At 61.2% G+C, this 23655-nt stretch carries 19 protein-coding genes and 1 pseudogene; 13 read left to right on the top strand and 7 right to left on the bottom strand.

Annotated elements, in window-relative coordinates:
* The 6 genes from tssC to tssH all read left to right on the top strand — a co-directional run bounded on the left by tssC (position 1) and on the right by tssH (position 8382).
* Complete coding sequence (tssC, locus tag SM757_RS05410; RefSeq protein WP_322464686.1) at positions 1 to 1494, top strand: type VI secretion system contractile sheath large subunit; 1494 nt, start codon at positions 1 to 3, stop codon at positions 1492 to 1494.
* 24 nt (positions 1495 to 1518) lie between these two features.
* Positions 1519 to 2037 carry an Hcp family type VI secretion system effector gene (locus SM757_RS05405; RefSeq protein WP_066337501.1) on the top strand — a complete coding sequence of 173 codons (519 nt, stop codon included), beginning with the start codon at positions 1519 to 1521 and terminating at the stop codon, positions 2035 to 2037.
* A gap of 130 nt (positions 2038 to 2167) precedes the next feature.
* Complete coding sequence (tssE, locus tag SM757_RS05400; RefSeq protein ID WP_322464685.1) at positions 2168 to 2653, top strand: type VI secretion system baseplate subunit TssE; 486 nt, start codon at positions 2168 to 2170, stop codon at positions 2651 to 2653.
* 12 nt (positions 2654 to 2665) lie between these two features.
* Positions 2666 to 4600, top strand: a complete 1935-nt coding sequence (tssF, locus tag SM757_RS05395; protein WP_322464684.1) for a type VI secretion system baseplate subunit TssF — start codon at positions 2666 to 2668, stop codon at positions 4598 to 4600.
* On the top strand, positions 4597 to 5688 hold the full coding sequence (gene tssG / locus SM757_RS05390; protein WP_322464683.1) for a type VI secretion system baseplate subunit TssG: 1092 nt from the start codon (positions 4597 to 4599) through the stop codon (positions 5686 to 5688). The genes tssF and tssG overlap by 4 nt, the downstream gene beginning before the upstream one ends.
* 36 nt (positions 5689 to 5724) lie before the next feature.
* Positions 5725 to 8382 (top strand): type VI secretion system ATPase TssH, encoded by a 2658-nt coding sequence (gene tssH / locus SM757_RS05385; protein ID WP_322464682.1) that lies wholly within the window; start codon positions 5725 to 5727, stop codon positions 8380 to 8382.
* Positions 8383 to 8404: 22 nt separating this feature from the next.
* Here the strand turns inward: tssH and argD are convergent.
* Both argD and SM757_RS05375 read right to left on the bottom strand, forming a co-directional pair.
* Positions 8405 to 8521: pseudogene (gene argD / locus SM757_RS05380) on the bottom strand (acetylornithine transaminase); the annotation flags it as partial.
* A 403-nt stretch (positions 8522 to 8924) separates the two neighbouring features.
* Positions 8925 to 9284: a hypothetical protein gene (locus SM757_RS05375; protein ID WP_322464681.1), complete on the bottom strand. Its 360-nt coding sequence runs from the start codon at positions 9282 to 9284 to the stop codon at positions 8925 to 8927.
* 547 nt (positions 9285 to 9831) lie between these two features.
* Here SM757_RS05375 and SM757_RS05370 point away from each other — a divergent pair.
* Positions 9832 to 10200: a hypothetical protein gene (locus SM757_RS05370; protein WP_322464680.1), complete on the top strand. Its 369-nt coding sequence runs from the start codon at positions 9832 to 9834 to the stop codon at positions 10198 to 10200.
* A gap of 49 nt (positions 10201 to 10249) precedes the next feature.
* Here SM757_RS05370 and SM757_RS05365 read toward each other — a convergent pair whose 3' ends face one another.
* The 3 genes from SM757_RS05365 to SM757_RS05355 are packed head-to-tail and all read right to left on the bottom strand — an operon-like array spanning position 10250 to position 13990.
* A complete protein-coding gene (locus tag SM757_RS05365; RefSeq protein ID WP_322464679.1) occupies positions 10250 to 11089 on the bottom strand; it encodes a Rossmann-like domain-containing protein in 840 nt (279 codons plus the stop codon).
* On the bottom strand, positions 11086 to 12603 hold the full coding sequence (locus tag SM757_RS05360; protein ID WP_322464678.1) for a VWA domain-containing protein: 1518 nt from the start codon (positions 12601 to 12603) through the stop codon (positions 11086 to 11088). The genes SM757_RS05365 and SM757_RS05360 overlap by 4 nt, the downstream gene beginning before the upstream one ends.
* Positions 12596 to 13990, bottom strand: a complete 1395-nt coding sequence (locus tag SM757_RS05355) for an AAA family ATPase (protein WP_322464677.1) — start codon at positions 13988 to 13990, stop codon at positions 12596 to 12598. Before SM757_RS05355 ends, SM757_RS05360 begins: the two co-directional genes overlap by 8 nt.
* A 183-nt stretch (positions 13991 to 14173) precedes the next feature.
* Here SM757_RS05355 and SM757_RS05350 point away from each other — a divergent pair, with 183 nt between their 5' ends.
* Positions 14174 to 14587 (top strand): hypothetical protein, encoded by a 414-nt coding sequence (locus SM757_RS05350; protein ID WP_322464676.1) that lies wholly within the window; start codon positions 14174 to 14176, stop codon positions 14585 to 14587.
* A gap of 121 nt (positions 14588 to 14708) precedes the next feature.
* On the opposite strand, the gene SM757_RS05345 is transcribed toward SM757_RS05350, so the two are convergent.
* Both SM757_RS05345 and SM757_RS05340 read right to left on the bottom strand, forming a co-directional pair.
* Complete coding sequence (locus SM757_RS05345) at positions 14709 to 15680, bottom strand: XrtA-associated tyrosine autokinase (RefSeq protein ID WP_322464675.1); 972 nt, start codon at positions 15678 to 15680, stop codon at positions 14709 to 14711.
* An 18-nt stretch (positions 15681 to 15698) separates the two neighbouring features.
* Positions 15699 to 17258, bottom strand: coding sequence for an XrtA system polysaccharide chain length determinant (locus tag SM757_RS05340; RefSeq protein WP_322464674.1), 1560 nt, complete (start codon positions 17256 to 17258; stop codon positions 15699 to 15701).
* 417 nt (positions 17259 to 17675) lie between these two features.
* Between SM757_RS05340 and SM757_RS05335 the strand changes: the two genes are divergently transcribed.
* From SM757_RS05335 to SM757_RS05315, 5 genes are read left to right on the top strand one after another with little or no spacing between them, the layout of a single operon-like run.
* Positions 17676 to 18896 (top strand): sugar transferase, encoded by a 1221-nt coding sequence (locus SM757_RS05335; RefSeq protein WP_322464673.1) that lies wholly within the window; start codon positions 17676 to 17678, stop codon positions 18894 to 18896.
* A gap of 20 nt (positions 18897 to 18916) precedes the next feature.
* Entirely contained in the window at positions 18917 to 19894 is a 978-nt protein-coding gene (locus SM757_RS05330; RefSeq protein ID WP_322464672.1) for an NAD-dependent epimerase/dehydratase family protein, read from the top strand.
* A complete protein-coding gene (locus SM757_RS05325) occupies positions 19891 to 21084 on the top strand; it encodes a DegT/DnrJ/EryC1/StrS family aminotransferase (protein ID WP_066337518.1) in 1194 nt (397 codons plus the stop codon). Before SM757_RS05330 ends, SM757_RS05325 begins: the two co-directional genes overlap by 4 nt.
* Positions 21077 to 22642 carry an O-antigen translocase gene (locus SM757_RS05320; RefSeq protein WP_322464671.1) on the top strand — a complete coding sequence of 522 codons (1566 nt, stop codon included), beginning with the start codon at positions 21077 to 21079 and terminating at the stop codon, positions 22640 to 22642. Before SM757_RS05325 ends, SM757_RS05320 begins: the two co-directional genes overlap by 8 nt.
* Complete coding sequence (locus SM757_RS05315; RefSeq protein WP_322464670.1) at positions 22639 to 23649, top strand: glycosyltransferase; 1011 nt, start codon at positions 22639 to 22641, stop codon at positions 23647 to 23649. Before SM757_RS05320 ends, SM757_RS05315 begins: the two co-directional genes overlap by 4 nt.
* Positions 23650 to 23655 lie beyond the last annotated feature (6 nt).

Genomic DNA, 23655 nt, shown 5'->3' with positions numbered 1-23655 from the left:
ATGGCCGAGCTTGCAACAGCCCCCACACTCGCCGCGCTGGCGGTGCCGGTCGAGGACGCCGGTTTACTCCACCAGATCATCGAGCAAAGCAGCATGGCCCGCTCTGAAATGGAGCGTCACCGCGCCTGCGACTTGATTGCCGAATTGGTCCGCGAAGTCATGCAGGGCACGGTGGTCATGTCCGAAAACCTCGGCGCCACGCTGGACGCACGCATTGCAGAATTGGATACGCTGATTTCCGAGCAGCTCAGCGAGGTGATGCATCACCCCGAATTTCAAAAGTTCGAATCCAGTTGGAGCGGCCTGAGCTACCTTTGCCGCCAGACTTGTACCGGCAAGGGCATGAAAATCCAGATGCTGCACGCGACCAAGAAGGAATTGATCAAGGATTTCAAATCCGCCATAGATTTTGACCAGAGCACGCTGTTCAAGAAGGTGTATGAGGAGGAATTCGGTACCTTTGGCGGCGCACCCTATGGCGCTCTCATTGGCGACTTCGAATGCACGCGCCAGGCCGAGGATATGTATTTCGTCGAGCAAATGTCCCACGTGGCCGCGGCGGCGCATGCGCCCTTCATTTGCGCCGCCTCGCCGGAGCTGCTGGGCCTGGACTCGTTCACCGATCTGGGCAAGCCCAGGGATTTATCCAAGATATTCGACACGGTGGATTACGCGCGTTGGCGCTCGTTCCGGGAATCCGAGGACGCGCGCTACGTGGGCCTGGCACTGCCGCGTTTTCTGGGACGGCTGCCGTTCGATCCCCGCGACGGCAGCACGGTCGAAGGTTTTAATTTTGTCGAGGACGTGGACGGCAGCGACCACGGCAAGTACCTGTGGATCAACGCCGCCTACGCCCTGGGCGCGCGCCTGACCGCCGCCTTCGAGAAGCACGGCTGGTGCGCCGCCATACGCGGCGTGGAAGGCGGCGGGCTGGTCGAGGACTTGCCCGCCCATACCTTCAAGACCGACGACGGCGAAGTCGCCCTCAAATGCCCCACCGAAGTCGCCGTCACCGACCGGCGCGAAAAGGAATTGAGCGACTTGGGTTTCATGCCCTTGGTCCACTGCAAGAATACCGATTACGCCGCCTTTTTCGGTACCCAGTCCGCACAAAAGCCAAGAAAATACGGCAGCGATGCCGCCAATGCCAACGCGATATTGTCGGCGCAATTGCAATATATTTTCAGCATCTGCCGAATTGCACATTATTTAAAGGCCATGATGCGCGACAAGATCGGCAGTTTTGCATCGGCGCGCAACGTGGAGGAATTTCTCAACCGCTGGCTGCGGCAATATGTGGTGGAAGACGACAACGCCACCCAGGAAACCAAGGCCACCTATCCGCTGCGCGAGGCCAGCGTCCAGGTTTCTGAAATTCCAGGACGGCCCGGCGTGTACAGGGCCGTCTCGTTCATACGTTCCCATTTTCAGCTCGATGAACTGTCGGTGTCGTTGCGGCTGGTCGCCGAGCTGCCTCCGTCCCAAAAGGGATAACCTAGCCAGGGAGAGTATGCTGCCATGAAAGACATTTACTTGAAATTCGTCGGTGCCTCCGAACTGCAGGGCGACAGTACCGACACGGCCCACCCCCATGAAATAGAAATTACCTCCTTCCACCAGCTCATCACACAGCCCAAATCCTCCACCGCCTCCACGGCGGGTGCGCATACCTCGGAGCGCACGGAAATCGGCGAGCTGATTTTTACCAAGGACATTGACCGCTCAACCGCCAAGCTCAACCGCGCCTGCGCCGCTGGCACGGTGTATCCCAAGGTATTTATCACCTTTTATCGTGCCTATGGCGGCAAGAATGCCACCGCCACCTCGCAAACCCGGGTGGACTATTACAAAATCGTGTTGGACGACGTGGTGGTGTCGTCGGTGGGAACCGAGATTGCCAATGGTGAGCTGCCCATGCAGCGCTTCGGATTGAAGTGCAGCAAGATCACCTGGGAATACAAGCAGCACAAAATGGACGGCTCTTCCGCCTCCACCGGCATCGCCGGCTGGGATTTGGCTAGAAATATCGCCGTCTGACATTTGAGCTGCGGTGGGCCGGCATATGCCGAAATATCTCGGTATATGCCGGCAGGGCAGGCTTGCCTTGCGTTTTCACCACGCCCACCGCGTTTATTGCGCTTGTTGCGCCCACCTCGCGCCCCATGCCATGAACCGATTCGTTCCCTCGTTGCTGGACAAGCTGTTGGGCAGCGCCGGCGCTCCGGCCGGCAGCGGCACGGCGCCGGGCCTGAGCCTTGCGCAGGTCAAGGCGGCAGTCGCGCGTGACATCGAGACGCTGCTCAATGCCCGCCCTGGCCCTCTGTGCGCGGCACTGGCCGCACACCCGCGCGCCGCGCGCTCGCTGCTGGGTTTTGGGCTGGCCGACATCAGCGCCGCCAGTTTGGCCAGCGACCGGGACCGCGCCCGCATCGTGGATGCCATCGCCCAAGCGCTGCGCAACCACGAACCGCGCCTGACTGAGGTGCAGGTCAGCGTGCGCGACGCCACCCTGCCCGGCAGCGGCCTGTGCTTCTCCATACACGCCCAACTGCGGCTGTCGCCCTGCGTCGAGCCCGTGGCCTTCGACGCCGTGCTGCACCCGGGCTCGCAGCGCTGCGCCGTGTCCAGCAGCGCACGCGGCGCTGCCGCCTGAACCAGCTGCCCCATGCGCAGCCTGCTGCCCTACTACGAACGCGAGCTGGCGCTGCTGCAGGAGCACGCCGGTGCCTTGGCCCGCCGCTATCCCCGCATCGCCGCCCGCCTCCTGCCCCCCGGGGACGCGCCGCAGGACCCGCATGCGCAGCGCCTGGTGCAGGCCTTTGCACTGCTGACCGCGCGCAGTCACAAGCGGCTGGACGACGACCTCCCCCTCTTTGTCGAAGCGCTGCTGGAGCTGCTGCATCCGCAGCTGCTGCGCCCCTTCCCGGCCTGCTCCATCGCCCAATTCGAATTGGGCGCCGCCGTGGACCGCCTGGAGCGCCCTCAAGGTGTGCCCCGCGGCACGCTGCTGGACGCGCGGCCTACCCGCGGCGTGGCCTGCCGCTTCGCCACCACGGCGCCGCTGCAACTGCTGCCGCTGCGCGTGGCCGGCGTCGACTTCAACGCAGGCTCGGCACTGCCCGCCGCCTGGCCACTGCCGGCCGGGGCCAGTGCGCTGCTGAGCCTGCGCCTGGACTTGGGTGCGGCCGTGCCGCATTGGGCCGCGCTCACCGGCGCACCGCTGCGCCTGTTCCTGGACGGCGAGCCTTCCCTGGTGACGCTGCTGCGCGAGACGCTCAGCGCCCGCGTGGTCGCCACCCTGGTGCGCGGCGGCGCGCAGGCGCCGTGGACGGCCGACGTCCAGGCGCGCCCGCGCCTGCCGGGGCTGGAGGAGGACGAGGCGCTCATCCCCGCCGACCCCCGCTGCCCGCCGGAATCGCGCCTGCTCACCGAGTACTTCGCCTTCCCCGAGAAATTCAACATCCTGGAAGTTCCCTGGCCCGCGGCGGTGCGGCACTGCGGCGGCCGCACGCTGGAGCTGGGTTGGGCGCTGGCCGGCGTGGGCGCCGACGGCGACGCGGCGGGGCTGCTGGCTTTGGCCAGTGCGGCCAACTTCCTCACGGGCTGCGTGCCCGTCATCAACCTCTTTCCCCGCCAGGCCGAGCCCATACGGCTCACCCACACCCGCAGCACCTACACCGTGCTGGCCGACGCCCGCGCCGCCGCGCAGCACGAGGTCTATGCCGTGGACCGCGTCTGCCGCGTGCGTCGCACGGCGCAGGGCCAGACTGTTGAAGCCATCACGCCGCTGTACGGCCTGCCCGCCCAAGCGCTGCTGCACGGCGGGGCGGGCCCCCGCCCGCACTGGTGGACACAGCGCAGCGCCGCCATGGCCGAGCTCTGCCCCGGTCACGAGACGTCCATAGGCCTGGCCGATCCGCTGCGCGACGCGGCGGCCGAACAGGCCGAGACGCTGTCCATCGCACTGCGCGCCACCCACCGCGAGCTGCCCTGCCGGCTCAGCATCGGCAATCCCGGCGGCGACCTGTGGCTGGCCGCGGGCGGGGCGCAGGCGCGGCACGGCGAGGCGGGCCCTGGTGGCGAAAGCGGCGAAGGTGGGGATGGCGATGAAGGTGGCGCAGGTGGCGCGCCCGCGTGGCAACACGTCCGGCTGCTGCGCAAGCCCACGCCGCCGCGCCGAGTGGCGCTGCGGCGCGAGGGTCCCTGGCGGCTCATCACGCTGCTGAGCCTGCAGCGCCAGGGCCTGGCCGTGGGCGGGCTGCAGACGCTGCGCGCCCTGCTGCGCCTGCACGACCTGCCGCGCGGCGCCGCGGCGCGCCAGATGCTGGACGGCCTGCTGGGCCTGGAGCTGCGCGACGCCCATGCCGCCATGCCCGGCATGCCCTTTTCCGGGACGGTGCGTGGCGTGGACCTTGACCTGCGTGTGGACGAGGCCTGTTTCACCGGCAGCGGCCTGCACCTGTTTGCGCAAGTGCTGGCCCGCACGCTGGGCCAGCAGGCCCAGCTCAACAGTTTCACCCGGCTGCGCCTGCTGTCGGCGCGCACCGGCGCGGTGCTGGTGGAGTGCGCGCCGCGCAGCGGCGACGAGGCGCTGCAATGACGCCCGCACCGGCCGCCGCGGCCCTGCTCTCCAACCCGCCCGTGCCCCGCGCGGTGCTGTCCGCGGCGCTGGCGCGGCTGCTGCGCCAGCCGCAAGCCTTCGAGTTCCACCAGGCGGTGCGGCTGGCCACGCACTGGTTGGACGGTCAGGGCGCGGCGCAGCGCCCGGCGCTGCGGTTTCGCAACGGCAACTCGATGGCGTTCCCGGCCAGCGAGCTGCAGGCGCTGGAGCTGGAGCTTGGGCCGGACGGCGCCGATGGCGCGCCGGCTGCGTTGCGGCGGCTGAGCTTCACGCCGGCCTTCATGGGGCTGTTGGGCACGGCCGGGGCACTGCCGTCGGCCTACAGCGAACAGCTCGCCGCGCACGAGGCGCAGCACCGTGATCCGGCTGCGCGCGGCTTCCTGGACGTCTTCCAGCACCGCGCCGTGTCGCTCTTCCATGGCAGTTGGCGCAAGCACCGCCTGCCCCTGCAAGTTGAAACCCCCGGTGGCGGTGACCGCACGCTGTCCCTGGTGCTCGGCTTGGGCGGTCTGGCGTCGGCACGCCCGCACCCGGGCGCCCACGGCGCCGTCCCGTCCTCCGTGCTGGCCCACTACGCCGGGCTGCTGCAGCGTCCGGCTGCCGGCGCGGCGCAACTGCAGCGCGTGCTGGCCGATTGCTTGGGCGTGCCGGTGCGTATCCGGCAGTTCGCGGGCCGCTGGTGCGTGCTGCCGGCCGACAGCCGCTGCCGCTTGGGCGACCCCCAGGCGGTGCTGGCCGGTGGCGCCGTGTTGGGTGAGCGCACCTGGCAGCGCGAGCTGCGGCTGCGCCTGGTGCTGGGCCCGCTGGAGGCGGCGCAGCACAGCGGCTTTCTGCCCAACGGTGCGGGGGCGCTGGCGCTGCGCGAGCTGCTGGCGCTCTCCGCCGGCACCAGCCTGGAATGGGAAGTGCGCCTGCGGCTGCACCCACCAGCCGTGGCCCGCGCCCGCTTGGGCGGTGCGGGCGGTGACGGCGCCACGCGGCTGGGCTTCAACGGCTTCCTGCTCTCGCAGCCCAGCACGGCGCAGCGCGAGGAAACGGTTTACGAGCTGCACACCTGCGCCGCCTGAGCCGGCGCCCCATCCCACGGCAGAGGAGGAGAACCCATGAGCCATTCCATCGCCACGCTGGTCGGCAAGCTCAACGACACCTGCCGCGACGCCGCCACGCGTGCCGCATCGCTCACGCTGTCGCGCGGCCACGCCGCGGTGGACGTCGAGCACCTGCTGCTGGCGCTGCTGGACGTCCCGGCTACGGACTTGGGCACGCTGTGCTGTCGCTTCGACGTGGACGCCGCCGCGCTGCAGGCCGACCTGGAGCACGCGCTCGGCCATCTCCTGCGCGGCCCGGCATGCACCCCCGTGTTCGGCGACAGCCTGCTCAAGCTGCTGGAGCAGGCGGGGCTCATCGCCTCGCTGGACGCCCGCGATGCCCGCGTGCGCAGCGCCCACCTGTTGCTGGCCTTGCTCACCCAGCCCGCGCTGGCGCAGATCGCCCACCGTGCCAGCCGCTGCTTCGCACGCTTCCCCGTGGAGCTGCTCAGGCACCAGCTGGACGAGCTCACGCAGGGCTCGCGCGAGCGGCCGCCCGCCATCGGCGCGGCCCCGGCGGTTGTTGCGGCCTCGACGGCCTCGGCGGCCCAGGCGGCCGCCGTGCCGGCTCCCGCCGCCTCGCCCACCCCGGCACTGGACCAGTTCACGCTCAACCTCACGCAGCGCGCGCGTGACGGCGCGCTGGACCCCGTCATAGGCCGCGACGCCGAGATCCGCCAGGCCATGGACATCCTCATGCGCCGCCGCCAGAACAACCCGCTGCTCACCGGCGAGGCCGGCGTGGGAAAGACGGCCGTGGTGGAGGGGCTGGCGCTGCGCATTGCCGCGGGCGACGTGCCTGAGCCGCTGCGCGGCGTGGCGCTGCACACGCTGGACCTTGGGCTGCTGCAGGCCGGCGCCGGGGTCAAGGGCGAGTTCGAAAGCCGGCTCAAGAACGTCATTGCCGAGGTCAGGCGCAGCCCGCATCCCATCGTGCTCTTCATCGACGAGGCCCACGCCCTCATTGGCGCCGGCGGCGCGGCCGGGCAGTTGGACGCGGCCAACCTGCTCAAGCCCGCCCTGGCCCGCGGCGAGCTGCGTACCATCGCCGCCACCACCTGGAGCGAATACCGCAAGTACTTCGAAAAGGACGCCGCGCTGGCCCGCCGCTTCGAGCTGGTCAAGGTGGAGGAGCCCACACCCGCGCTGGCCGCGGCCATGCTGCGCGGCATGGCGCCGCTCATGGAGCGGCATTTCCGCGTGCGCATACGCGACGAGGCCATCACCGAGGCGGTACGGCTGTCCTCGCGCTACCTGCCGCAGCGGCAATTGCCCGACAAGGCCGTGAGCGTGCTGGACACCGCCTGCGCGCGCGTGGCGCTGGCCCATGGCGCGCAGCCGGCCGCCGTGGAGGAGTTGCGCCGCCAGATCGAGCGGCTGGATGCCGAGGCCGCCTCGCTGCACCGCGACCCCGGCGCGGCCGGCCTGCACGGCGCACGGCTGCAGGCGCTGCAGGCCGAGCGCCGCGAGGCCGCCGGGCGGCTCGATGCGCTGTGCACCCGCCACGCGGCCGAGCTGCAGCTCGTCAAGGAGCTGCAGGCCCTGGAGGACGGGCGCGAGGGCGATCCGGCTTCGCCCACCGTGGCCGGCCGCCTGGCCGCGGGCCGTACGACGCTGGCCTCGCTGCAGGCGCAGCAGCCGCTGGTGCCGCTGGAGGTGGATGCGGCCGTGGTGGCCGACGTCGTCTCGGCCTGGAGCGGCGTGCCCCTGGGGCGACTGCTGCACGGCGAGCTCGACACCGTGCTTGGGCTGCAGGCGCTGCTGGCGCGGCACGTCATCGGCCAAGACCACGCGTTGGCCGCCATCGCGCAGCGCGTACGCACCGGCCGCGCGCAACTGCAGGACCCGGACAAGCCCCGCGCCGTCTTGCTCTTCGTCGGCCCAAGCGGCGTGGGCAAGACCGAGACGGCGCTGGCGCTGGCCGAGTTGCTCTATGGCGGCCGGCGCAATCTCATCACCCTCAACCTGAGCGAATACCAGGAGGCCCACGCCGTAAGCGGCCTCAAGGGCTCACCGCCGGGCTACGTGGGCTACGGCGAGGGTGGCGTGCTCACCGAGGCCGTGCGGCGCAATCCCTACAGCGTACTGCTGCTGGACGAGGCCGAAAAAGCCCACCCCGACGTGCTGGAGCTGTTCTTCCAGGTGTTCGACAAGGGCGAGATGGACGACGCCGAGGGCCGCGCGGTGGACTTCCGCCACTGCGTGATCATCCTGGCCAGCAACGCCGGCGCCGGGCTGATACGCCAAGCCTGCCTGGGTGGCGACGGCCATGCCTGGCCGGATGCCAACAGCCTGGCCGAGGCGCTGCATCCGCACCTGGCGCGCGTGTTCAAGCCCGCGCTGCTGGCCCGCATGGCGGTGGTGCCCTACTACCCGCTGTCGGACGCGTCGCTGCGCCACATCGTTGGCCTGAAGCTCGACCGCATCGCCGCGCGCGTGGCCCGCAACCACCAGGCCAGCCTGGAATGGGGCGAGGGCTTGATCGCCGCCATCCAGGCCCGCTGCACCGAAGGGGATGGCGGCGCGCGCAACGTGGACCATCTCCTCGATGCCACGCTGCTGCCCACGCTGGCCGAGCAGGTGCTGCAGCACATGGCCGGTGGCCAGCCCCTGCGGCGTCTGCACGTGGGCACCGACGAGGCCACGGGCGGTTTCACCTGCACCGCGCAGTAGCCGGCCCGCCGCGTCCCGTCGAGGTGATGATTTCAAAGGTGCCTCCCCGGTGCAGTCGGCCCCACTTGCGCGCGAGCTTGATGGCGCCCTCGTTGGCTTCGGCGCCGGAGCTGGCGAAGAACACACGGTCAAAGCCGCTGAGAATGTCGGCCGGCAAGATTGGGCCGTTTCCACAGCCGGGTTCCTACGACACGGACGTGCACGATTTCACGCGGCCATGATTCTGAAATCCTGGTGCGAGCGGCGCAGGCCGGTATGTCGCCACCTGCAGGGCCGCATGCCGAGAGCTCGCACAGGGGGAATACAGGGAATACAGCGCCTTGAGGCCGATGATGGCCTGCGCCCAAGTGACAAGGCCCACGCAGACTGCTGCCTGCGCGGGCGCCGGCAGCCGGTCACATGCTTGTGAGCGGCCATGGGAATATGCCGTTGGCCGCGTTCCACGCGAGGCCCATCGCCGGTTGGTACTTTTCTCAAAATCCGGCTTCACAAATGAAGAAACCCGCTTGAACGGGTTTCTTCATGCCTATCGCAACGTCGTTTCAGTCACGCGCCTTGCGCAGGCGGCGGTCGGGGGCAATATCGTCAACAGTAAGTTGCTGCGCACGCATGATGTTGCGTATTTTCACCAGTGCATCCAGTCGCGCGGTTTCACGCATTTCTTCGGCCTGCCGTTCAAGGTCACCCAGTTCCGTGCGCAAGTCGTTGATGCGCGACACGATTTCCTCATACGTAGGCGCCCGTTGCGGCTTGACCCAACCCGATTGCTCAATCGCTGCCATATTTTCCATCATCAAAATCAAATGAACATCTGACTCTCCGCAGCTATGGATTCCTTGCTCGGATTCCAGCCGGTGGAGAGACCCCTTGCTGTGTTTTTCTTGCTGCTGTTGGATCGACATTGCGCACCGTCATGCAACGGCGCCAAACGACATTCGTAAAAAAACCTGTACCTCATCGGCGCCGCAAGCGCATCGCGCCTGCACTTGGACTTCGGACACCGGTGGATTATGACGGCATTTTTCCAGAGAAAGTTCCAAGAAGAATCCTATCAATAAGGGTAGGAAAAATGTTTCCGCTTGGTAAATCAACTGCTCCAGCGCACCATGCAATGCTGCGTCGCAGCACAAATCTGTACCGCATGGCGGGATGAACAACGCTATTTGGTCTGTGTTTGCTCCGGATCTTAAGCTTCACGCCTTGTCGACGCCATCACGTGATGCCGGCTCATGACCAAGCCCCGGCGGGTGCTCCGGACAAACCTCTCATAGTGGTGAATACCGCACAAGTGTTAATTGTTTCATGAATTTCCAGCCTTATCACCTCGGTGGTGGCGAATATATGGCCTTGCCGCCAGCCTTCATGGAATGAAGCGTGGCGGCCGACGGAAAGGCCGCTTGCACTGCACCACGACAATGGCAGCCCATGACGCATGCCGCTGCTTCCAAAGTGAAACCTCCCGCCTGGCGCCGCTGGGCGGCCATCGCCCTGCGCTGTGTGCATCTGGGCGGCTTGGTGCTGCTGGGTGCCACCTTGTTGGGCGCACCGCTGCAGCCACGTGCCGGCGCGCTGTTGACGCTGGCCAGCGGCCTTGCGCTGTTCGTGGCGGAGCTGGCCGATACGCGCATCCGCTTGGGCGAGCTTGCCGGTCTGGTGGTGTTGCTGAAGCTGGTGGCTGTGGTCTGGATGGCACTGCATCCCGAGGCCGCCCCCCTGCTTTTCTGGCTGGTTCTCGCGATATCGGGCCTCATGTCTCATGCGCCGCGGCCGCTGCGGCATTGGCGGCCAGGCCGCACGGCCGACCCGCGCGGCCGCTAAAAGCCGCCCGCAGCGCCAGCGGCGGCGCCTTGGCCCAAGCTGCTGGGTCTCAGGATCTGGCCCGCGCCAGCAGCGCGCTCCAGCCCGGATAGTCACCCGGCGCCAGCGTGAATTTGCGCGCCATGGCGCCGGTGGAGGCGCCGTCCACGAGCGCGCGCACATAGCCCGCCGCATCGGTGATCCAACTGCCGCCCAACTGTGTGACGCCGCGTGCGAACAGCGGATCCGGCGGGCAGCCGACGCTGGGCCCAACCAGGGCCAATGCACGCGCGCCGCGGCAGTGCGTCAGCATGTGGTCCAGCGTGTCGTTGAGAAGCAGCGTGCCGGTGGACAGCACCTTGGCGCAGCCAGCGAGTTCGGCCGCGTCCAGCGTGACGCGCACGCCCTCGAGCTCGCCCACCAAGTCCGCGCGCAGCTCCACCACCAGCACGCGCGCGCCGCGCTCGACGATGCGGGGTACCAGCGGCGTGAAGTAGCCGATCATGCCCACCGTCTCGCCGGGCTGCGGGTCCAGCGCGCCCAGCGAGTCGCCACTGGGCGGCGGTACGAAGCCGGCACGGTCGAACAGGTGCCGCGTGAGCGCGTTGAGCGCTGCAAAGCCCAGGGTGCGCAGCAGGGGGTTACCGCCGGCATACAGCCGTGCCAGCGACAGCGCATCGGCTCCGGCCAGGTCCATGCGCTCACGCTCGCGGCGCAGGCCCGCCCAGGTGTCGCCCAACAGCACGTAGGACAGGCCTATGGACCCGTCGTCCAGCTCCAGCGCCGCGAACTCGCCGCGCATGGCACCCGGCGCGGGCGGCGGTGGCAGGTGCAACGCTTTGACTTGCGGCAGCGGACCCAGGGCGGCGAGTTGGTCGACCAGGGCCAGGGCGTCGTGGGCACAGCTCATGAAAGGCTCTTGTTGGAGGTGCCGTGCCGCGCGGCGCGCTGCGACAAGGCATTGGGAAAGTACAGCGCCGTGAGGCTCTTGCTGTGCACGGGAGAAAAACCGCGGCCGTCACCGCCCTCGGCTGCATCGGCGTAGCGGCGCCAGTCGCGCACCCAGTGAATGTCGTCGCAGACTTCCAGCAGGCCCATGGTCTCGCGGTCGCCCACCAGCACGCCCTGTACGCGCAATCCGAAACGCTGCTGCGCCTGCTCCAGCCGCTGCAGCGTGTGCGGCGTGCAGCCAAACTCGCCGTCGCTCACCAGCAGCACGTCGGCCTGCTGCCAGCGCGCCTCGTGAACCCGCTCCAGGGCACGTTCTATGGGCGTCTGAATGTCGGTGCCGCCGTCAAAACTCTGGCCCATGAGTTCCAGCAGGGCTTGCAAACCCGCCGCGCCGCTTCCCAAGTCGCGCTCCAGTACCTCGCCGGGGCCGCCAAAGGCGATGAGCTTGCAGGCGCGGCCCTGTTCGTTGGCTGCGCGCAGCGCGGCGATGGCCACGGCCTTGGCGATGTTCTCAGGCGCGCCGCGCATGGAGCCCGAGGTGTCAAGGCACAGGATGATGGGCCCGCGCTCCAGCGGCACCGGGTCGGTCTGCGCGGCGTGGTGCTGGGGCGGCGCCTGCGGATCCACGCGCCAGTCGGTGAGGACGGCCTGCGTCTCCCAGCTCAGTAGCCGCGCCTCGGCATGGCGCGCGCGCCACAACTTTTTGAGCACCGGGTGCGTGAGCATCACGGCTTCACCGGCAAGCATGCGTTCCGGCCGCGAAGAGAAGCGCACGCCCACGATCTCGCCCGGCGCGTCCAGAAGCCGCGTTTCCACGGCGCGCAGGGCCGCGGGCGGCGCGGCGCGCGGGCTCTCCTGCGCTTGCGGCGCCGGCGCGGCGGCACTGCGTTCGGCGCGGCCCAAGCGGCGGATCAGCGTCACCAGCGCCGGCAACTGCTGCAGCCATTCACTGGCCTTGCGTGCGGCCTGCCAGGAGCGTGAGTGAAGTTGCCCGTGCAACTCGTCCCAGCGCATGTGGCCCAGGTCGCCCAAGCTGCGCAGCAGCGCCAACTGCTCTTCCAGTCCGGCGCTCTCCAGTTGCCACTCGGCCTTGAAATCTTCGGCGACGCGGGCGATGGCCTGCGCGCGCGTGAGCCATGGCTGGTGGTCCACGATGCGGTCTAGGTACCACAGCAGCGTGCGCAACACCTGCTCGGCCAGCGCGCCCACGCCGCGCGCAAGCGTGGGCAGGCCCAGCTCGCCCACGGCGCGGCGTAGCGGCGCGGCGGCCGCGGCATCGCCGAAGTCGGCTCCCACAGGCGGCAACGTGCCGGCCACGAGGTTGTCCAGCCAGATGCGGGCGTCGGCCAGGCGTTGCGCGCGCTCGCCAGCGCTGGCGATGAGCGTGGGCAGCCACAACGCGCGCGGCAGCGCACTCAAGCGGTCGTAGGGACGGTCGAGCGCGCCGCCGTCTTCCATCTGCGGCTCAGGCATTGACGGCGTGCAGTAGTACCGGCGCGGGAGCCACCGTCTCCAACTGCTCGTTCACGGGCAAGGCGGCAAAGCCCTCGCGCGTGGCCAGCAGCCGCCCAATGAGCGCCGCCATCACGCCGCGGGTGCGGGCGTGCGCGAGCAGCAGCCGCTCAGCGAGTTCCGGCGGCAGCCACAGGCGGCCTTGCAGCCGTTGCGCCAGGGCCTGCTCGCGCGCGGTAGCGGCTTCATGCTGCTCGCGCGCTTGGGCCAGCACCTCGTCCACCTGGGCCACGCGGGCCGCGACGTGCACGGGGCTGTAGCGCCGGCGCAGTTTCTCCTCCAGCGTGCCGGAGACCATGCGCAGCAATTGTTCGCCTTGCTCGCTGCCAGCCATGGAACGCGCCAGTGCCAGCTTGCCGGCGGCGTTGGCGGCATCGGGATCGTCCGGCGCGGACAGCTCGATTTCCAACTGCTTTTCAAACGCCTCCACGGCGCGCGTGAGCCAGGGGGCGTCCTGCGGGCGGGCGTCCAGGAGGTCGTGCTCGAACCAGGCGGCGAGCTTGGGCACGTCTTGCGGTGTGGCGCAGGCCACGTAGGGGGCTGTCCACAGGTCCAGCTCGTCGATCTCGTCGCGGCCTTCGGTGGCGGCGGCCACGCGCAGCAATTGCATCCACTGGCGCCATCGGCGGTCGGACAGCGTGAGTTCCTGGGCCTGCAGCCAGGCGCGCAAGGCGTGGCAGGCGGCTTGGGCTTGAGCGCTCAAGCGTACTTGCGCGGCGGCCTGCGCCACCCCGGCGCGCTCGGCGGCTGACATGGGTGCCTCCACGTCCACGGTACCCGACTGGAGATTGAGCAGCGCACTGAAGGCGTCGTCGCTCACCGGATGCACGGGTACGCGAAGGATGAAACGGTCAAAGAAGGCTTGCAGGGCCTCGTCGCCCGGGATCTCGTTGCTGGCGCCCACCACGCTCACCAACGGCGTGCGCACCCGGCCGCAGCCGTTGTCGAACTCGCGTTCGTTGAGCAGCGTCAGCAGCGCGTTGAGAATGGCCGAGTTGGCCTTGAACACCTCGTCCAGGAAGGCGATGCCGGCCGTGGGCAGGAAGCCATCGGTGAGCCGCTCGTAGCGGTCGTCCTCCAGCGCCTTGAGCGACAGCGGACCGAAGAGCTCCTCCGGCGTCGAAAAGCGTGTGAGCAGCCGCTCGAAGTAGCGCGCACCGGCAAAGGCGCGGTGCAGCCGCCGCGCCAGCTCACTTTTGGCCGTGCCGGGCGGGCCTATGAGCAGCACGTGCTCACCGGCCAGCGCAGCCAGCAGGCACAGCCGCACCGCCGTCTGGCGCTCCAGCAGTCCGGTTTCCAGGGATTCAAGCAAAGCGCACAGGCGCGCAGGGGAAGGCGAACGACTCATGCCGTTCATTGTCGCTAGGCCGTTACGGGCGGAAAAAGAAACAGGTTCAAGAATCAGCCGCTTCACACAGCTTTACCTGCGCTTTACGCTCCGGTGGTGAACCGGCAGGTGGCCGACACCGTTTCCATACGGGTACCGCCCTCTTGCATTTCGAGCGGCGGGCCAAGAAAAGGAGTTCGGTTCATGAGCAGCAAGAACATCGTCATCGCGGCATTGGCCCTGGCCGGTGCGTTGAGCACCGGCATGGCGCGCGCCCATGGCGAAGAGGTGCAGTGGTCGGTGACCATAGGCACGCCTGTGGGCGTACCGGTGTACCGCCAGCCTGCACCGGTCTACGCGCCGGCCCCCGTGGTGGTTCCCGCTCCCGTGTACGTGCAGCCCGCGCCGCTGAGCCGGCCTCGCGGCTATCACGAGCGCACACGCTGGGACGTCGACGGTGATGGCATCCCTAACCGCCGCGACCATCTTTACAACCCCGCCTGGGACCGGGACGGCGACGGCATTCCCAACCGATATGACCGCTATAACAATCTGCGCCGCGACTGGAACGGCGACGGCGTGCCGAATTGGGCCGAGCGTCGCGATGGGCGTCGCTGATACATAAAACGACGCCGGGCTGCGTGGCGCTTGACCCTCGCAGCCCGGCGGAGATCGGGGAATTCGAACCTGTCAGTCGCTCAACGTCCGCGCCGCAGCGGGGATGCGATCAACAGGTCGGTCATACGTAGTAGCTGGCGTAATTCGAGGTGGTGCTGCGGTCCTTGTTCAATACAGACATCACCGTCGGACAGCTTTCCACCGCTGCAAATGCCTTTTGCAAGTCGGAATAAGAAGTTCTGGACTCTTCGACAACCACCAATACTTGTCCCATCTTGGCCGCAAGGACCTTGGCCTCGGACGTCAGCAACAAGGGCGTGGAATCGAAAATCACCACGCGGTCCCTGTAGCGGTTTGCAAGTTCATCCAGAAAATTGGACATGGCCTCCGAGGCCAGAATTTCCGTCGATCGCGTATTGCTGGTTCCGGCCGGCAACAGCGACAAGCGGGGAATATTTGTCTTGAGCATGACATCGGCCACATCCAGGCTCGGATTCGTCAGCACGTCCAACAGACCTTTTCGTGCCTGCAGGCCCAGCGAACGCATCAAATTGCAGCGTACAACATCGCCATCCACGAGCAATACCGACGTATCGATTTCAATGGCCATACTGACTGCCAAATTCAGTGCAAAAAAAGTCTTTCCTTCGCCGGGTAGCGCGCTGGTAACCATGATAAGAGCCGGCCGACCATTGTGACTACTGCGGCCCTTGCGCACATTGTCCAACAGCGGACGTTTGATGTGCCGGAATTCCTCCGCGATGGTTGATCGGACCTTTGTAGATGCCAGGACACCGGCCTCTTCAAGCAGATCGAGATTCAATGTCACCGTTTCTGAATGGCGCCCACTGGGGCGGGACCTGATTGTGTGAGAAACGGAATCCATCTGCAGCCGCCCATTTGAGCCAACGAATTCTTGATTTTGTATTTTCTCATTGGATAAATCTGGAGCAGTTCCATCTGGCACTTGCACATGAGGCACCGTTCCCATCCTGCCGCCTGCGTGACAGCCGTCAGAATGGGGAGCAGGCACCTGAACTCCGGTTCTGGAAAGCTCCTGCAGGCGTTGTGACGCAAGCTCGATGATATTCATCCACAATTCCCTCGTGAGTTATTGGTAGGCAGCAATCCACACAACCCAAAATGCTTGAATAACCATCAGTGCGGCAAGTGCCATGGCAAGGCGCTGCAATTCTGCACGTTGAATTTGCACATGTCGCGGACTGATTTGAAGTGAAATCGCACCTAGCACGGGCCTGCCAGACAGACGGCGCAGTGCATCGGCGCTGTGTACTGTCGGGTGGAGAGATTCAGACAATATAGTTGATCCAATTCCTGCCAGGGTAGCAACAAAAACAGCAATCAACGAAAGATGAAAGCGCGACGGGAATACTGGTGAGGACGATACCTTCACAGGCTCAATAATACGGAATTCAGCAAGCTGTGAATTTTCACTGAGCTTCATCCCCAGCGATGCGGCTTCTCTACGGGAAACGAGGGCGTCATAGTTCTTCCGGATGACGTCGTAATCCCGATTCAACTGCGCCAACTCCGCTTCCACCTGAGGCATACGGTCGCCAACAGAACGGGCCTGTTCCAATATAGATTGCTTGGTAGCCAGCTGCGAGCGCAAAGATGCTACTTGAGCTTCCGTTTCCACCAACTGCAGCTTAAGTCGTTGATACACAGGATTGGTGGCCGTTCGCCGTGCATAACTGGTCGAGCTTTTTCCAGACGCTGCGTCCTGCTCAATATTCTTAAGCTCAGCTACCAATTGTGCTACCAACCTTCTGGCATTGATAACCTCCGGATGGGACTCGGTAAAGCGCTGCAACAAATCATCAAGACGTTTTTGCTGAGCTTCAAGCCTGTTTTCCAGTTCAGCTACCGCGGGTGAAGCCATCCCATCAATGATGGAATTGGAACCATCACCACTCAAAGACATTTTATAAGTATCTCTTGCTCTTTCAGCCGCTTTTAATTCCGATGTGATTTTGGCGACCTCCTCAGAAAGTACAGAAACACGGGTGAAATAATCCTGGGTGGATACGCCTGATGCTCCAAAATTCTTTATCTTGAATTCCTTGACACGATTTTCCGCATCGGTGAGTTTTTTCTCGTAATCTCGAATTTGTTCTTCGATAAAGTGTTCGGCGTCTTCTGAGTCGCGCTGCTTTTCATCGGCGCCCGACTGAAGAAATAAATTAACGGTGGCATTTACAAGGTTTTTTGCATTGTCGGCTGATTCGCCTCTATAACTGATTTCATAGAAATTGTAATTATCGCCGGATGCGGGTACTACTTTGATTCTAGTCATCAGTCGATTGACTAAATCTTCTTTGTCTGTTGCTCCCTCATACGTAAATTGCAGACCTGGGCTGTTGAGCAGGCGTTGAACATTAGGCCGGGAGATTAGCGTGCGCGCGAGCATCCGAACTTGCTGATCTACGTCTGGTTGATAAGTCAACCCCGACATAAGAGGTTTCAGCATTTTTTGGGTGTCTACGTAAATCTGCGCTTTAGCTTCATAGCGATTGGGAGCGAAAGAAACCGCTACTCCGGCCAGAATAGAAACTGCTGCCGTAACAGTAATTGCCATCCATCGTCTGCCGTACAAGCCGCGCACCAACAGGCGGCCTTGTTCTCTGACCGTCTCAATAAAATTTTTCATATAAAGCAGATAAGGTCATGACAAATGTGCCCAAACAGCTTTCTTGGTCAGTTCAGGCACGCCCCTCCGGACGGTGAGTGTGCCAACGTCTCCAGCACAGACGCGTAACTACAAGACGACCACCCCCGAAACGCGGTATGCGATGCATGAAGCAGTTGCGAATCGACACGCAACAAGACATCCTTTGCACAATCGTCCAAGCAAGGTCTGCTAATAGGCCCTGATGTGGATAAAGCAAAAAAAAGTTAGACGCTGAGCCCACAGGCATCAGTCACCGATCGGTTGTGAGGCGCTTCAGAAAAGCGCACTGCATGACCGCCGGCTGGGGGGATCAAACATGAAACATGGAACGCAACGCGGCGTACTGTCTGCCGTGAGGCAAACCATTGGCCAGCTATTTCGGGACCGGGGGAACTCATGAAGAATCCAGAGGCAATGCCTTCTACGACCATTCTTGAATTTCCACAAATGAATTCTATAAGGCGGCTCATGCCCTTGAGCGCCGAAGAGCTTGCAAGTTCAAATGCCAGCAATACGTCTGACTATGGAAAAGCGGCACCTTTGAAAAACTTCGGCCTAGACCGCGACTTCCGTTTCGGTGACTATGGCGATTTTCTAAACAAGTTGCGCTTAGAAAAATTAAGAGCGCAACGCTCAGGCTCTCCTCTTTCCATAGCACTGTATCGGATCCAGCCCGAAAATGAATGTATTGAGGGCCTAGGTGTTTTCCAGTTATTGGAATCATTGGACACCACCTCACGCGAAACCGATATTATTGGATATATCGGCGACGAGGTCATTGCCGTGCTTTGCCCGGATACGGATGCTGAAGGTTTGAAGACATTTGTAGGGAAGATAAATGCGCTGACGGGCGGTGCATGGACTCCAAAAGATATCGCGACCTATCCAAATGAATTGTTCGAGGGGCTCGCTGCGCTGCACCGGCGAACGTCAGAAATGCAAAGTCTCATTACTGGCGAATATCTTAAAACACAACGTAATGGGTACAGATTAAAACGTTGCATCGATATTTTAGGATCTATGTGCGCGTTAGCAATTTTCTCTCCGCTAATGCTGCTAGTGGCTATTGCCATCGCAGTCACATCACCAGGTCCTATTTTTTTCAAGCAACTGCGCCTCGGCAAAGGTGGCATTTCTTTTTGGTGCTATAAATTCCGGTCTATGGTGGCCAATGTTGACGACAATATTCACCGAGAGTTTGTCGCTTCATTGATCAACGGAGAATCTTCGCACGCCCAGGATGCATCCGGAGAGGTGCCACTCTTTAAAATAAAAGCTGATCCAAGGATCACCTGGATAGGAAATATCATTCGAAAAACAAGCATCGACGAGTTGCCTCAACTTTTCAATGTCCTTAAAGGTGAAATGAGTCTAGTCGGGCCGCGTCCCCCCATTCCCTATGAGGCAGAAAATTACAAAGCATGGCATTTGCGTCGAGTTTTGAGTGCAATGCCAGGTATCACTGGTTTATGGCAGGTTGAGGGCCGCAGTCGCGTCACATTTGACGAAATGGTGCGAATGGATTTGCGATACATTCGTGATTGCTCCCTGGGACTAGATATAAAAATCTTGCTAAAAACCATAAAAGTCGTGCTTCGAGGTGAAGGCGCACAATAACTGAATTTGGAAGGATAAATATGAAAATCCAAGGCGCAAAAATTCTGATCACTGGCGGAGCAGGCCTTATAGGCTCCTCCACCATCGATCAACTTCTAAAGAATTATTCGCCAACTCGAATAATTATCTTGGACAATTTAGTGCGCGGATCTATTGCAAACATCCATGGCATACTGAAAGATCCTCGGGTGACCTTCATACACGGCGACATCCGGGATATGGGGTGTGTCCGCAAGGCTATACATGGCGTAGATGCAGTGATCCATATGGCCGCGTTGCGTATCACAGCATGTGCTGCAGATACTCAGGAAGCTATGCAAGTTATGTGCAACGGGAGCTTCAACGTAGTGGAGGCGGCCCGTGAAGCCGGCGTCAAAAAAGTCGTAGCTGCCTCATCGGCTTCAATTTACGGTTTGGCGGATAGCTTTCCTACATCGGAAAGACACCACCCTTATAACAATCAAACATGGTACGGCGCAGCCAAGGTAATGCTTGAAGGTTTGTTGCGCTCTTATCATGCAATGAGTGATTTGCATTATGTTGCGCTACGCTATTTCAATGTATATGGGCCACGGATGGATTTGCATGGAAGATATACCGAGGTGTTGATTCGTTGGATGCAGCGAATTGATGCCGGGCTGCCACCGATCATAATGGGCGATGGCAATCAAACGATGGATTTTGTTTACATCGATGATGTTGCTCGTTCCAACGTGCTTGCATTGGCATCGGATGTCGATGATGAAGTTTTCAATGTGGCAAGTGGTACGGAAACCAGTCTTAATGATTTAGTGACTGCCCTGTTAAACGTGATGGGGTCAAATTTAAAGCCAGAATACGCTCCAGAACGCAGCGTAAATCCAGTGCCGCGCAGATTGGCCGATGTATCGAAAGCCAAAAACTTGCTGAATTTTCAATCCGAGGTGAGCCTTGAAGATGGATTATCACGCTTGGTTAAGTGGTGGCAGTTAAACAAGCATTGTGTGGAGGCTGCATGATTCCGATTACAAAACCGGTGATGGGCGAGGAGGAAGCGCAGGCTGCAAGTCGGGCTGTCTTAAGCGGTTGGACATCGCAAGGTCCTGAGGTTGCAGCATTCGAAAAAGAGTTTGCGGCATTCGTTGAGGCGCCTTATGCGTGTGCAGTTTCCAATTGCACGACTGCGTTGCATTTGGCGCTATTGGCAGCCGGTGTTGGACCTGGTGATGAAGTCGTTACGGTAAGCCATTCTTACATTGCCACCGCCAACAGCATTCGGTACTGCGGTGCCACTCCGGTATTTGTAGATATTGATGCGCAGTCTTACAACCTGAATGCCACTTTGTTGGAGGCTGCGCTTACCAAACGCACACGAGCTATTTTGTGTGTGCATCAAATTGGCCTGCCTTGTGATTTGAGTGCAGTTATAGATGTCGGCCGTCGACACAAAATTCCCGTTATCGAAGACGCGGCCTGTGCCATCGGTAGTGAAATTTTTTGGAACAACGAATGGCAAAAAATAGGCGCACCACATGGCGACGTAGCATGTTTTTCATTTCATCCCAGGAAAATTATCAGTACGGGTGACGGCGGCATGATCACAACGCGCCATGCGGAATGGGACAAGCAATTTCGGTTGCTTCGTCAACATGGCATGAGTGTGTCGGATACAGTGCGGCATTCATCAGCGCAAGTAGTTTTTGAATCGTATCCAACGCTTGGCTATAACTATCGAATGACGGATATACAGGCTGCTGTTGGACGAGAACAACTCAAGCGTCTACCTGGAATTGTGGCTCAGCGTCGAGCGCTGGCGCTGCGCTACGGGGAGTTACTGAAAAACATTGAAGGTCTCGGTCTTCCATCAGAACCAGATTGGGCAAAAAGCAACTGGCAGAGTTACTGCATCCGGTTACCCGTCGACTGTGATCAACGTGAAGTCATGCAGTGGATGCTTGACAAGGGCATTAGCACGCGACGAGGTGTTATGTGCAGCCACCGGGAGCCTGCCTACGCTGGTTTTGACATTCGTCATTCGCTGCTTCACTCAGAGTTAGCCCAAGACCAATGCATTTTATTACCCCTATTCCCCGGCATGTCGCTGGGCGAACAGACTTATGTAACAGACGCCTTGCGACAGGCCTGTGAAAATAGATATTTAAAATTATCTCAAGTGAGCGAAGCTGCACGGGAGCTGCTTGGTGGCTGACAGCATTTCGTCACTACCGATCGATGATTCAACTTCAAGTAGCACTGCATCCACTGGTCAAAGACGGGCGCATGGCTACCGCGATATATTGAAGTCGACTGCGCTGATCGGTAGCGCCACCGCGATCAACATCGGCATTGGTATCATCCGCACAAAAGCCATGGCGATGCTGCTGGGCCCCGCAGGGTATGGGGTAATGGGGACCTTTGGGCAAATAACTGATTTAGCCCGCACCGTTGCTCAACTAGGAATTAATTCTAGCGGCGTGAGGCAGATCGCCGACGCAGTAGCTTCAAATGATCAAAGGCACATCGCACGCACGGTCCACGTGCTCCGATTTGTTTCCATAGCTTGTGCTCTGATTGGGGCAGCAGGTCTGGCCATTTTTGCAAAACCTATAGCGGCGTTGACCTTTGGCAGTGCAGATCATGCCTCGGCCATGTGGTGGCTTGCACTGGCAGTATTCTTTGGGCTGATTACAGGCGGACAGGGTGCGCTGCTACAAGGCATGCGGCGTATTCCGGAAATGGCTAAATTGGCGGTTATTGGTGGTTTGATGGGTTTGGTTATAGGTGTGCCATTGGTTTATTTTTACGGAAGCACAGGGATTGCACCATCCCTGACGGCCAGTGCAGCTTGCCTGGCGTTGGCTTCGTGGTGGTACACGCGCCGTATCAAATTGGACAGGCCAGCCATGAAGCTGGTGGAAATACTTAAGGAGTCCGGCACGCTGTTCAAACTAGGTCTTGCATTCTTAGTCAGTGGCTTTCTCATGCAAGGTGCAGCCTACGTGGTGCGCATCGTCATACTGCAGCATGATGGTGCCGATGCTGCTGGTTTTTACCAAGCAGCATGGACCTTAGGCGGGCTGTATGCCGGGGTAGTACTCCAGGCACTTGGTACGGATTTTTATCCCCGGCTGGTGGGCGTGGCTCATTCGAATGAAGAATGTAATCGGACAATAAATGAACAAGCGCAAATCAGCCTCTTACTCGCTATACCAGGTCTTGTAGCGACCATATCACTGGCGCCGTTGGTAATAACACTGTTCTACAGCGAGGCATTTCACGCTTCAGTAGAAATTTTGCGTTGGATTTGCATTGGCATGGCTTTGCGTGTATTTATATACCCGGTGGGATATCTTGTGGTTGCACGTAATAAACAGGTGCTCTTTTTCTTGATGGATGCTGCTTGGTGTGTTGCCAACGTGCTGCTCACTTGGTGGTTGGTAGATTGGATTGGGACAATGGGTGCCGGTTTGGCTTATGCGGCATCTTACGGATTGCATGCACTGCTGGTTTACTTCGCAGCCAGGAAATTAAGTGATTTTCAGTGGAGCCGCTCCACGTTTCGCACGGCATGCTATGGCGCCTCTACTGTTACCGTCGCATTTTTTGCAGTAGAGATTTTGCCACCTATTTGGGCTTATATTGTGGCAATCGGTGTGACAATGTTATGCAGCATTGTTTCGCTGCGTTCGCTTTTAGAACTGGTGTCGCCTCAACGTCAAACGGGGGCACTGCGATACCTGCTTAAATTGGGGAAGGTGATTTCATGAGCTCCATCGATGTCGTAATTCCCTGTTATCGCTATGGCCGTTACCTGCGTGAATGCGTGGAAAGCGTGCTGAGCCAGGATGTAGAAAAAATTCGAGTACTCATTATTGACGATGCTTCGCCTGATGAAACTCCAGAAATTGGAACTTCGCTGGCACGAAACGACAAAAGAGTAAGTTACGTGCGTCATGCTGTGAATGCGGGTCATATTAAAACATATAACGAAGGTCTTGCATGGGTCAAAGCTGAGTATATGTTGCTCTTGTCAGCTGATGACTGTCTCATGCCAGGTGCATTTTCTCGAACCATCGATTTCATGAGCCGCCATCCAAAGATGTCTCTTTGTTTTGCTGAGGCAGTTGAATTACATAACGGCGGGCAATTGACGCCGGTGCCGTCTAACATACCTGGGGAACCTGGTGCCGAAGTTGTGATGAATTTGCATGAATTTCTAAGTCACTGCCTTTTGGCCGGCTCCAGCAACATCGTATGTACGCCGACTGCCGTGGTCAGAACTGATTTTTTAAAGCGTCTAGGATTTTACCGCGATGATTTGCCGCACAGTGCAGATTTCGAAATGTGGCTTCGGCTCGCGGCTCATGGTCCTGTTGGTTTTATTAAGAATCCCTTAGCTTTCTACCGTAGGCATGACGGTAATATGACATTAGGGTATTTGAACGAAAAAATTCTGGCTGATTTTAAGCAGCGAAAAGCTGCTTTTGATATTTTTCGGAAGGAAAACGAGTGTGTAATTAATGATATGCCGGTCATGTATGAAAAATTGTTGTGTCACTTGGCGCAACATGCCATCGGAATCGCGAGTATGGCGTTCAATGGAAAGAAGACTGCACTCTGTGATGAAATATGTGAATATTCTGAACTTATTTACCCAGCTATCAAAAAGACGCGCGCATGGTGGCTGCTTAAATGCAAGAAAATAATTGGATTTGGTTTGGTGGATGTATTGCGTCGATGGGCTTTTTTTAACAATCGCTTGAAAAATATATGACTATCT

The organism is Azohydromonas lata (assembly GCF_034427735.1).
Classification (GTDB): domain Bacteria; phylum Pseudomonadota; class Gammaproteobacteria; order Burkholderiales; family Burkholderiaceae_C; genus Azohydromonas; species Azohydromonas lata.
The sequence above is the reverse complement of the archived record's forward strand: the minus strand, read 5'-3'. Positions and strand labels throughout refer to the sequence as shown.